Raw genomic sequence first — 12,182 nt, forward strand, 5'->3', positions numbered from 1 at the left:
ACTGGTCAACTATTTCTAATTTTAGTGCTGCTGATAACTCTGGCTTTTCGCTCATCTGACTACATTACCATATTTTTGGGCTCTCTGCGGAACTATTTTTTACCTGAATCCTTACATCAGGTGCTTCAGCAGACGCACTCTACAACCTCCGGTTTAAGCCGTGCTGATGCGAAACAACGCCTGAGCGAGTACGGCGCCAACAGCCTCAAACAAACACACAAATCGAGCGCATTGGTACTGTTGCTCAATCAGTTCAAGAGTCCGATTATCTTGATTCTGATTTTTGCGGCGCTGCTCTCGATTTTTCTGAAAGATGCGCTAGATGCCATCATCATTTTGGCGATCGTCCTGATCAGTGGACTATTAGGATTTTGGCAAGAGCGAGGAGCATCGAACGCTGTCGAGAAACTACTGGCATTAGTGCAAGTTAAAGCAACTGTGTTGAGGGATAATCAATCTCAAGAAATCCCCAATCAGGAAGTAGTTCCGGGTGATATTGTGGTGCTTTGTGCAGGTAAAAATATTCCCGGTGACTGTCTAGTTTTAGAGTCGAAAGATTTATCCGTCAATGAAGCAGCACTGACAGGAGAAACTTATCCGGTTGACAAACTAAATGGTATATTGCCGGCTGAAACTGGACTAAATCAACGCACTAATTCCCTCTATATGGGAACCAATGTGATTAGTGGAACTGGCAAAGCAGTAGTAGTTCGTACTGGAAAAGAAACTGAATTCGGCAAAGTATCCGAACGCCTGAAACTCAGACCTCCCGAAACAGAATTTGAACATGGGCTGAGCAAATTCGGCTACTTTTTGATGGAAGTAACGCTAGTTTTGGTGGCTCTAATTTTTGCCGCCAACGTCTACCTGCATCGCCCTGTACTGGAATCCTTTATGTTTTCTCTGGCGCTGGCGGTTGGTTTGACCCCTCAACTGCTACCTGCGATCGTCAGTGTTAACCTGGCTCGCGGTGCTCAGACAATGGCGAAAAAGCGGGTGATCGTGAAGCGCTTACCCGCGATCGAGAATTTTGGCAGTATGAATGTGTTTTGCACCGATAAGACGGGTACGCTGACGGAAGGAGAGGTGAAAATTCACTCTGCGGTTGATGTCGAGGGGAAAAATAGCGATCTGGTTTTACTTTACGCTTATTTGAATGCCGCATCTGAGTCTGGTTATGTAAATCCGATCGACAAAGCAATTCGCGAATACAAAACATTCGACATTTCTGGTTATCAAAAGCTAGATGAAGTGCCTTATGACTTTAACCGCAAACGTCTCAGCATCTTGTTCAAAAAAGACAGCACACATCTGATTGTTACTAAAGGCGCACTGAAAAATATTCTGGATGTTTGTTCAACCGTTGAAACTGCTGAAGGGAAAACGATCGACATTGCAGATCAGCGACAAAAACTCCACCAACAAGCGGAAGATTTGGGCAGTAAAGGATTTAGAGCCTTGGGTGTGGCTTATCGGGATTGCGATCGAGATTCCTTCACCAAAGATGATGAAACAAACATGACATTTATGGGCTACCTGGCGCTCTTCGATCCGCCAAAACCTGGCATCGCTGACACCCTCAAAGAGTTGCAACAGCTAGGAGTCACCCCGAAGATGATTACTGGAGATAGCAAGGCGGTTGCTATGAGTATTATTCAGCAGGTAGGACTGCCGGAACCAAAGGCTTTGACTGGATCTGAACTAGAAAAACTCAGTGATGAAGCCTTGATGCACCGAGTACAAGAAACAAATGTTTTTGCCGAGGTAGAACCAAACCAAAAAGAGCGGATTATCATTGCTCTCAAAAAAGCGGGGAATGTAGTTGGATATCTGGGAGACGGCATTAATGACGCTTCTGCGCTTCATGCTGCCGATGTTGGTATTTCGGTAGAAAGTGCTGTGGATGTGGCGAAGGAAGCTGCTGACATTGTGTTGATGGAAAAGGATTTGAATGTCCTGATCGAAGGCGTAAAGGAAGGACGGATTACCTTTGCCAACACTTTAAAGTATGTATTTATGGCAACGAGCGCTAATTTTGGCAATATGTTTAGTATGGCGGGAATTTCTCTGTTTCTACCTTTTTTGCCGCTGTTACCTAGTCAGATTTTGCTGACGAATTTATTAACTGATTTCCCAGAATTGACGATCGCAACCGATCGCGTAGACAAGGAGTTAGTCAACAAACCGCGTCGGATGGATATCAAGTTTATCCGCAACTTCATGATTGTGTTTGGTTTGCTGAGTTCCATATTTGATTACCTGACGTTTGGGGCGCTGCTATTCCTGCTGCACGCTCAACCACAACAGTTTAGAACAGGCTGGTTTTTAGAGTCTGTCATCTCGGCTTCGATGGTTGTGCTGGTCGTTCGTACCCGCAAATCTATTTTCAGCAGTAAACCTGGAAAATACTTGTTGATTGCGACGCTGGCGACCGTAGGAGTGACACTAATCATTCCCTGGACACCTTTGGGCACCCTGCTCGGATTTCGCCCGTTGCCGTTGAGTTTTATGCTGGTTCTGGGGGCGATTGTCATGCTCTACGTTACTGCGGCCGAGAATGTGAAACGAGTGTTTTACAGCCACGTAAAGTTTTAGTCGTCAAGGAATAGGGGTTGCAGTTAGTTGAATTTAAATTTTAACGAAACTTTGATCTCGATGAAATTCTTACATTTAAAGTCACTTTCTAACTAATCAGTATAAAACGACCTTTAACAAATCACAATTATGTATACCAGCACATCATCCAATAAATCACCGTTAAAATTCTTTTTAATGGTTTTTGCTCTTAATATTCCATTATGGGTAATTGGAACAATGGTCAAAGTTAAAGGACTTCCTCTGGATGTTCCTGTTACTGACTTTATAGCCGCCTTTACACCGTTAATAGCTGCCTGCATCCTTGTATATAAAGAAGAGGGAACTCTTGGTATAAAGACCCTGTTAAAAAGAATTTTCGATTTTTCAAGAATCAGGCAAAAAATCTGGTATTTGCCTCTTATTTTATTGATGCCAATAATATATTTAGTGATATATGGAGTAATGCAACTGTTTAGACTGCCACTTCCGGTAGAAGTGGAAATTCCGTTTCTAAAGAACGCGGTAATATCTGTTGCCTTCTTCCTCCTTGCTACAGGTGAAGAAGTCGGCTGGTCGGGATATGCCGTTGATGCTCTGCAAGAACGATGGTCTGCACTAACAACCGCCATCATTGTGGGCTTGGTGTGGGCAATATGTCATTATCCATCAATCATTCAACAGGGTCACGGTTTGATATGGATACTATGGGCAACTCTCGGTACTGTTGCTATGCGGATACTAATTGTTTGGCTTTATAACAACACTGGAAAAAGTGTATTTGTGTGCATTCTATTTCACACCATAGCTAATATTGGGAGGATTTTATTTCCAAAAGATCAAACCCACAATCCGCTATTTGACTATCCTGATATTCACTATTCAATAATTGCGATCGCCTCTGTTATTGTAATCTTTCTGTGGGGTTCAAAGACATTAGCTCGGTATAGATAGAGATATACTTAATTTTGGTTCAGTTGGTTTCCTGAAAACCTATGAAAGTAATATGTCATTTCCCATGCTTGAAAATTTAGATTTGCTAAGTAAATTAGTCCAGCAAAGCATTCAGGAATTTCAAAAATAGTTATTAACAAAACAAGAAACTGTAGCCAACAGAATTTAGTAAGATAATGAAACAATTATTAACATATACAATTGCCATAATTCAGGGGGGAGCAAATCTAAATCTGCAAGAAATTGGGATAATAAATTCCTTTAATCCTCCAGCGGTTATCACTTTCCTCGGCTAGAAATCTTGCACAAGAATCAATCAGCCTTTTAGGGGATGACTCTTGGGCTAACCCCACAATAAAATTGAACTTTAGCTTAGCAGATCTGAAAGGCTGTTCGTGCAAATGGTGCAAGATGTCCGATCGCACCTTACTCTCTTCAAGGAACAACGATGAATTACGATATCTTTGACGAACAATACTACCTTTCGCAATATCCTTGGGTCAAACCAGCCATTGATGCAGGAAGCATCAAATCTGGACTAGAACACTTTCAAAAATACGGTCAAGCCGCCGGCCTCACAAAAATATCGCGGTATTTTGACGAATCTACCTACCTTGCCGACAATCCAGAGATAGCACCCTTCGTCCGCACACTCAACCCAAACGCGCCCTTTGCGACCGGACTAGACCACTTTATCCAATACGGTTACGAACAGGGTCGCAGCCAAGTATCGCCTGAGTATGACGAAGCGTTTTATGTAGCAAATAACCGAGATTTACTGCCGTTTATTCAGAATGGAACTTTCAAATCGGGATACCAGCATTTCATTCAATTCGGCGTCAAAGACGGTCGTTTTGGGACTTCATTTTTTGAACCAGAATACTTAAGGAAAAACCCCGATATTGTGCCATTTATCAACTCGGGAAATTTGAGAACTGGTCGGGAACACTACTTCAATTTTGGGAAAAACGAACCCAGCCGATCTGCTACTTTGGTCGGCACTCGCGGCAACGATATTATCACAGGCGTTGGTGTGGGAAATACCGAACTGATTGGAGTGGAAGTAGGTATCGATAGCCGCCAAGGCAATCGGCAATACGAAAGCGTTGGAAGCAATGAATTCGATGTCCTGATTGGCAGTCCGGGAGTTGATACATTCGTCCTCGGAGTTTTTATTGGTACAGGTGGGAATGGCGTCGCAATGGCGATACCGCTGTATACGGGTAACGCTCAAGCTACTATTCGGAACTTCAATGCAGCAGACGATTTGATCCAACTGGCAGGAAATTCTTTAAGCGACGGCTACAGCCTGAATCCCGTTGGCAACAATTTGTCAATCCAGCGTTTTGGAGTTGGAGATGTGCTCGGCGTGATTGAAGGAGGAGCAAATTTGAATTTGGTATTCCAACAATCTAATGGTGATGGTACTTTTTTGATTGGATAGTCATTAGTATTAGGTAACGCCGATGATTCATGACTTTTTTATCTAGAAAACTAATGAGTATTCAAGCTCAAAATCATCCAAACATCAGGAGTAAAACATGGCTAACTACGCAATTTTCGACGAACAATACTACCTTTCGCAATATCCTTGGGTGAAACCAGCCATTGATGCAGGAGTTATCAAATCTGGACTAGAACACTTTCAAAAATATGGTCAAGCAGGCGGCCTAACTAAAGTATCGCGTTATTTTGACGAATCTACCTACCTTGCCGACAATCCAGAGATAGCACCCTTCGTCAGCACAGTCAACCCAAACGCGCCCTTTGCGACCGGACTAGACCACTTTATCCAATACGGTTACGAACAGGGTCGCAGCCAAGTATCGCCTGAGTATGACGAAGCCTTTTATGTAGCAAATAACCGAGATTTACTGCCGTTTATTCAGAATGGAACTTTTAAAAATGGCTACCAGCACTTCATTCAATTCGGAATCAAAGACGGTCGGTTTGGAACTTCATTTTTGGAATCGGACTACTTACAGAAAAACCGCGATATTGTGCCGTTTGTCAACTCTGGAGCCTTAAAAACTGGTCGCGAACACTACTTCAAGTTCGGAAGTTCCGATCCAAGCCGCTCTGCGACTTTTGTTGGAACTTCCGGCAATGACATTATAACGGGTTCCGGGGTGGGGAATGCCGAATTAATTGGAGTTGAAATAGGTGTAGAACCTCATTACGGTGCCCGATTGTATGAAAGTGATGGCAGCAATGAATTTGATACTCTCATTGGCGGTATCGGTCGTGATAAATTTGTGTTAGGCGAATATCAAGCATTCGCCCGTAATGTGTCATTGCGTGGAGCACAGTATTACATCGGGCCGGGTTTTGCTACAATTCGGAACTTTACCCAAGGTCAAGATAGCATCCAGCTATTAGTGGATTCCTCAGATCAGTTATTGGTGTTTCCCATCAACAATAATCGAGATTTAGCTATCCAAAGGAAAGGCTTTCCCACCTTTGAGAATGGAGTTTCTGTTCCCTCAACCAGTCCATTTGATACAATTGGTGTTATTGAAGGTGGCGGAAATCTCAGTTTGAATCTATCACCAGGATCTGGTTTCACACGTTTACTTACGTAGAAATCTCGAAGCTATTCAGGATTTGCCCGATCGCTGCTGGGAGTACGATCGCACATAGAACAAAATGGGCGATCGCACTGGCCGATGCCAACAACTCGCCTTTCGCGACTGTACTTTACTTTTTTTAAGAAAGCAACCATGAATTACGACATTTTCGACGAAAAATACTACCTCGCCCAATATCCGTGGCTGAAACCAGCCATTGATGCCGGAAGCATCAAATCTGGGAAAGAACACTTTGAAAAATTCGGTCAAGCCGCCGGCCTAACTAAAGTATCGCGGTATTTTGACGAAGCTACTTACCTCGCTGGCAACCCAGACATCGCGGCCTTAGTCCGCACTCCTAGCAACCCAAACGCGCCTTTTGCAACCGGACTAGACCACTTTATCAAATTAGGTTACGAAGAAGGTCGTACCCCCGTATCGCCTGAGTATGACGAAACGTTTTATCTAGCAAATAACCGAGATTTACTGCCGTTTATTCAGAACGGAACTTTCAAATCAGGCTACCAGCACTTCATTCAATTCGGGGTAAAAGACGGTCGGTTTGGAACTTCATTTTTTGAAACAGAATACTTACAGAAAAACCCCGATATTGTGCCATTTGTCAACTCTGGAACCTTGAAAACTGGTCGGGAACACTACTTCAATTTTGGGAAAAACGAGCTAAGCCGGTCTGCGACTTTTGTCGGAAGTTCTGGGAATGACATCCTCACCGGTTCCGGGGTGGGGAAAGTTGAATTAATTGCAGTTGAAGTAGGTTTAGCTACAGGTAATGGCTTTGGAAGCACTCGACTTTATGAAAGTGATGGCAGTAATGAATTCGATATTCTCATTGGCGGTAGCGGCCGCGATACATTTGCGCTTGGTAAGGAGAACATAAGCCGTAGGGGATCGCCACTAGGATCGACACAGTTTTATATCGGGCCGGGTTTTGCTACAATTCGGAACTTTAATCAAGGTCAGGATACTATTCAGCTAGCAGGATCTTTCACACTATCAAATTCTTACTTAGATATATTCTCGGTGTTTTCCATTAACAATGGTCGAGATTTAGCTATCCAAACGAAGGGCTTTAGAAACGCTATAAATGGAGTGCTATCAACCAGTTCATTTGATACGATCGCTGTTATTGAAGGCGGCGGAAATCTGACCTTGAATCAATTACCATCATCTCCAGATTATACATTTTCACTTGGATAGAAATCTCGAAGTTATTAGGGATTTGCTTGATCCTACTGGGGAGTGCGATCGCTGCTGGGGAGTGCGATCGCACTTTTTTATTGGCTTGGGTGGAACAGAAAGATGGCTTGTTTATCCAATTGTGCTATGGATAACAGGCTTAGGCGGTTATTTGATGAACATAACACCAACCAAAAAAGTTGGCGATCAGCACCTATAAAATAATTTTGTAAAAAGTTAAGGAGAGATAAAAATATGAAACAAAAGAAGCGAGCGCTAAAGCAAATCGGATTTTTTCTGCTTTACACTTTTTCGATAACTTGGCTATCTTGGCTGATTATTATCATCGGGAATAAATACTTTAATTTCCTTTTGTATGGTGAGCCTTTATTTTGGATACCATACATAATCGGTGTCTTAGCTCCAGCCATTAGTTCTTATATTATCTATCGCCAGTTCAACAAAGATTTCATTCCAGAATCTTTTGTTAAGTATATCTTTGGTAAAAAAATCGATAGAAAAGCATGGCTAATATTTGGATTATTTACAATTTGGCGTTTATTGATGATTTGGATTGCTTTTGGCATCAACAGACCTATCTCAATACTCTCGATAATTATTAATTTACCACTGCTCATCCTTTTCGGTGGGTTAGAAGAATTAGGTTGGCGCGGAATTTTGCAGCCTCAATTAGAAAAGGTAGTTAATTATTCACCTTCTATTCTTATGGTGGGAACTATATGGAGCATATGGCATTTGCCGTTATGGTTTATAAAAGGGACAGTTCAAAGTTCATTTCCATTTGGGTTGTATTTATTCTCAGGCATAATTTTAACTTCCAGTTTTACAACTCTGTATAAATACACAAGCAATTTATTTCTCTGTGTATTAAGTCACGCCTGGTTCAATGGGTGTATTGGCTTAGCTTTATATATAGGTAATAACGGAGCCTTGCAGCTAAACTTGAATTGGAAAGTAATTGTTGTTTTTTCCATCGAGCTAATAGTATCCGTTATTTTAGGAATAGCATATAGTCGTAAGAAAGCCCTTCTGTGTTAAGCAATACTTTCAATTGAAACAATTACTAACGTATTTCCGACTTGCATACTTAATCCCTTGGATGATTTGGTCGATTATAAGTCATCTCATTCAAACGTTACTCACAGTTTCTTCATTTTTGTTCGATATCATGAAAGATAGTTAATTTTCTTGTCGTTGACGAGGATGAAATCGATGAAATGGCAACAATTAATTCTGGCTTTTATAGCTACCATTTGCTTAATATTTGCAGGCAATGCCCTGGCGCAGACTGATATCAATATCAACAATACCAACCTCATCCGCTTTGGTGGAAGCGTAACCGTACCAGAGAACCAAGTTGTCGAAAATGCCCTTGCTTTTGGCGGGAGTGTTACGGTATCCCCTAATGCCAAAGTTGTGGATACAGCGATCGCGTTTGGCGGAGATGTCATCCTGCAAAAAGGAGCGCGGGTAGAAGGGGATGCTTACTCATTTGGCGGCAAAATCGTACAGGAACCAGGTGCCATTATTGGTGGTGAACGCGCTACATTCAGCGATCGACATGGCATGATGTATGGCTCCGATCGAGGCAGAAGTAGCTTCTTCGCGCAATATTTCTTCAGTACCATTTTTAGAACTTGTTCCGCTGTAGTAGCAGCTATTCTCGGACTGATCGTGTTACAAACCAGCCCACAGTTCCTGCCAAATTTGGCGACAAAATTGGGTCAACATCCCGGTTTGACTGCTCTATGGGGAATCGGGGCGATCGTTTCCTTTGTTTTTGCTACCGTGTTTTTAGCGATTACGCTCATTGGTATTCCTCTGATTCCACTCCTGAGTCTGACTGCGGTGATTACTGCTCTAGTCGGCTCATTAGGTGTGGCGCTTTTTGTCGGTCAACGTGTGGTTGGTAAGGGCGATCGATCTTTACAGCAGCAGTTCTTGGTGGGTTTGGCGATCGTGACTATTCTGACACTAATTCCATTTTTCGGAGGATTAGTAGTTTCCCTAGTCAATCTGTTCGGCTTAGGTATCATCTTGCTGTGGCAATTTGGTAGAAAAAAACCTCAAATAGTTACTCAGTAATTAGGGCGGCATCTATGTCGATCGTTATGCTCTACCACCAATATCTGAAGCTGATGGAATTGTCCAAATAGGGGAATTTATCATGAGTCAACTTATTCATTTCCACAAGCTTTTGAGGCTCCCAAAACTGCAAATCGTGAATGCGATCGCCCTCACAGCACTACGAATTCTGGTGTTCATCTTAATTATTCTGGCGATTTTACCAGTAGCATTGCTGCCGATTAGCACCACTGTTCCCGCATCGATTCAGATTCTATTTGCAATGGCAGAGGTGGCTCTGTTGATTGCGGTGTTTCGGCTTGGCTTTACCGGGCGCGTAGTTCTTGCCGAGCTTGTAGGGTTTATGACGATCGCCCTCCTCGCCATTTTCGCCTCGCAACTATTCGCTTCTACACCGCCCATTTTCGATGTTAACGGCAAACCTATCCCCAACAGCATTGCGGTACTAGAAAAAGTGAAACTCGGCGGCAGTGATCAGTGGATCACAATTCGCGGCAAGGAGTCGCGCAATCCAGTGTTACTCTTTCTGGCGGGTGGTCCCGGTGGTAGCCAACTCGTCACTGAGCGACGCGCACTAGCGGGATTGGAAGATCACTTTGTTGTCGTCAACTGGGACCAACCCGGGGCGGGCAAATCCTTTGACGCGGTAGATCGTTCTAAGTTGACCCCCGATCGCTACATCACCGATGCCCGCGAATTGGTCTTGAACCTACGACAACGCTTTGGTCAAGAAAAAGTTTATGTGTTGGGTGAGTCGTGGGGCAGCGCCCTTGGCATCATGGCGGTGCAACGTTACCCGGAATTGTTTCATGCGTTTATCGGCACGGGGCAGATGGTAGCGTTTCTAGAAAACGACCGGATTTGCTACGATTTTGCTCTGCGTTTGGCACAGGAACGTGGAGACACGCAGCAAGTGGAAAAACTCAAGCATCAGGGTTCGCCGCCTTATTACGGCAATGATGTTGCATTGAAGAGTGCGGCTTACCTCGCGGAGACATTCAACTATATGAATAAAAATCCTGCGATCGCTAATTCGGGGTTCAATACTTTGCGAGACCTTGCAGGTTCCGAGTACGGGTTGTACGACAAGGTAAATCTTATCCGAGGATTGCTGGACACTTTCGGAGTTGTTTACCCACAATTGTGGAATGTGGACTTTCGTAAGCAAGCAACGCGCCTGGAAGTGCCAGTCTACTTTCTGATTGGTCGCCACGATGTTAACGCACCGCCCAAGCTGACCAAGGACTATTTTAATCTCCTGAGTGCGCCACACAAAGAATTGATCTGGTTTGAGCGATCGGGTCACAATCCTTGGGTGAATGAGTCAGCCAAATTTGTAGATGTGATGGTGAACAAGGTTCTGGCTCAGGACATCATTTCCAAAGCTGACAGATACTTGAGCAAACTGACTAAAGCGAGACTCTTTAGCGGGTCAGTGCTAATTGCGCGAAACGGCAAAGTTCTGATCAGCAATGGGTATGGCGAGGCAGACCGCAAAAAGCACTGGGTGAACACGGCGCAAACAAAATTCCGCCTTGGCTCACTGACGAAGCAGTTCACGGCGATGGCGATCCTCATCTTGCAGGCACAGGGCAAACTCAACGTTCACGATCGCATCTGCACTTACTTTTCAGAATGTCCTGCCACATGGCAGAAGATCACGATTCATCAACTCTTGACTCATACCTCTGGCATCCCAGATTTCACTCGCTTCCCAGACTTCCAGACCACCCAAGGATCGCCGTCATCTCCCACCCAAACGATCGCCCGGTTCAAAGACAAACCGTTAGATTTCCAGCCGGGGAAAAAGTTTAGCTACAGCAACTCCGGCTATATCCTGCTAGGTGCCATCATCGAGCGGGCATCTGGCGCGACCTATGAAGCGTTCCTCAGAGACAATATTTTTATCCCGTTGCAGATGGTCAATTCGGGCTACGACCACAACAACAGCGATCTTGCTGTCGGCTATCGTGACCAGACGAGCATTCCGGCTGATTACATTGATATGTCTATCCCCTACGCCGCTGGCGGATTGTACTCCACCGTGGAAGACCTCTACCGTTGGGATCAGGCATTGTACACCGACAAATTGATTCCGAAAAACTTGCGAGACAAGATGATCACTCCTTTTGCCCTGATGCCTAACGGCGGCGGACTCGGCTATGGCTATGGTTGGGGCATCAGCAAAGAAGGTAATCACCAAATGGTCGGTCAGGAGGGAGTGGTTAACGGCTTTCATGGTGTCATTGCCCGCTACCCCAATGACAAGATTGTCATCATCATCTTGGGCAATCGGCAAGATATGAATCTGTTTGAAATGCGTACACAGATCGCAAAGATAGTCTTTGGGGAGAAGTAAGCCAGACTCGTAGATGCGATCGTGAATAAGATTCAGACGAAAAAATGAAAACTCAATTTCCGGAGAAATTTATGATATTTGGAAAGTCAATTCAGACCATATTGATCGGACTTGCGATCTGGTTTTGCCTCTTAGTTGGACTTGGCCAAAGCCCGACAATTGCCGCCATTCGCGAACTAGAGGAAGCACCAGGACAGATGGTTTATCAATCGAGGCAAACTCTGATAGATCAGAATGGGCATAACTGGCAAGCGATCGCCTTTAAACGCATCAGCCCAGATAACCAGACGAGTTTCGATCTGCGATTGGTGGGTTTTCCTGGAGTGGTCAAGATCGATCGCACTCAACCCCCATTTGTGACAAGTTAAGAAAAAGTGCAAATTGTCAAGGGGGTAGACAAAAAAAGGTAAAATAGGATGAAACCT

General features: G+C 44.0%; 11 protein-coding genes. 10 read left to right on the forward strand and 1 reads right to left on the reverse strand.

The annotated features are described in order from the left end of the window. The 4 genes from mgtA to QUB61_RS34335 all read left to right on the forward strand — a co-directional run. On the forward strand, positions 1 to 2,595 hold a 2,595-nt coding region (mgtA, locus tag QUB61_RS34320), incomplete at its 5' end, for a magnesium-translocating P-type ATPase (protein WP_333190330.1). Between the two features lie 129 nt (positions 2,596 to 2,724). Continuing rightward, a complete protein-coding gene (locus QUB61_RS34325; RefSeq protein ID WP_333135188.1) occupies positions 2,725 to 3,528 on the forward strand; it encodes a CPBP family intramembrane glutamic endopeptidase in 804 nt (267 codons plus the stop codon). A 448-nt stretch (positions 3,529 to 3,976) separates the two neighbouring features. Beyond that, the gene (locus QUB61_RS34330; RefSeq protein ID WP_333135190.1) at positions 3,977 to 4,972 is read left to right on the forward strand and encodes a calcium-binding protein; all 996 of its coding nucleotides are present in this window, start codon (positions 3,977 to 3,979) and stop codon (positions 4,970 to 4,972) included. 97 nt (positions 4,973 to 5,069) lie between these two features. Further along, positions 5,070 to 6,110 (forward strand): calcium-binding protein, encoded by a 1,041-nt coding sequence (locus QUB61_RS34335; RefSeq protein WP_333135192.1) that lies wholly within the window; start codon positions 5,070 to 5,072, stop codon positions 6,108 to 6,110. Positions 6,111 to 6,121: 11 nt separating this feature from the next. Here the strand turns inward: QUB61_RS34335 and QUB61_RS34340 are convergent, their stop codons facing one another. Further along, positions 6,122 to 6,250 (reverse strand): hypothetical protein, encoded by a 129-nt coding sequence (locus QUB61_RS34340; protein ID WP_333135194.1) that lies wholly within the window; start codon positions 6,248 to 6,250, stop codon positions 6,122 to 6,124. Between QUB61_RS34340 and QUB61_RS34345 the strand changes: the two genes are divergently transcribed. From QUB61_RS34345 to QUB61_RS34370, 6 genes are all read left to right on the forward strand, one after another. Beyond that, on the forward strand, positions 6,249 to 7,313 hold the full coding sequence (locus QUB61_RS34345) for a calcium-binding protein (RefSeq protein WP_333135196.1): 1,065 nt from the start codon (positions 6,249 to 6,251) through the stop codon (positions 7,311 to 7,313). The two genes, QUB61_RS34340 and QUB61_RS34345, sit on opposite strands and share 2 nt — an antisense overlap. A 22-nt stretch (positions 7,314 to 7,335) precedes the next feature. Further along, a complete protein-coding gene (locus tag QUB61_RS34350; RefSeq protein WP_333135198.1) occupies positions 7,336 to 7,512 on the forward strand; it encodes a hypothetical protein in 177 nt (58 codons plus the stop codon). Between the two features lie 35 nt (positions 7,513 to 7,547). After that, on the forward strand, positions 7,548 to 8,351 hold the full coding sequence (locus QUB61_RS34355; RefSeq protein ID WP_333135200.1) for a CPBP family intramembrane glutamic endopeptidase: 804 nt from the start codon (positions 7,548 to 7,550) through the stop codon (positions 8,349 to 8,351). Between the two features lie 174 nt (positions 8,352 to 8,525). Next, positions 8,526 to 9,398 (forward strand): hypothetical protein, encoded by an 873-nt coding sequence (locus QUB61_RS34360; protein WP_333135202.1) that lies wholly within the window; start codon positions 8,526 to 8,528, stop codon positions 9,396 to 9,398. An 82-nt stretch (positions 9,399 to 9,480) separates the two neighbouring features. After that, positions 9,481 to 11,757, forward strand: a complete 2,277-nt coding sequence (locus tag QUB61_RS34365) for an alpha/beta fold hydrolase (RefSeq protein WP_333135204.1) — start codon at positions 9,481 to 9,483, stop codon at positions 11,755 to 11,757. 44 nt (positions 11,758 to 11,801) lie between these two features. After that, entirely contained in the window at positions 11,802 to 12,125 is a 324-nt protein-coding gene (locus QUB61_RS34370) for a DUF3122 domain-containing protein (protein ID WP_333135206.1), read from the forward strand. Positions 12,126 to 12,182 lie beyond the last annotated feature (57 nt).

It is taken from the genome of Microcoleus sp. C2D2 (assembly GCF_036702495.1).
Taxonomy (GTDB): domain Bacteria; phylum Cyanobacteriota; class Cyanobacteriia; order Cyanobacteriales; family Microcoleaceae; genus Microcoleus.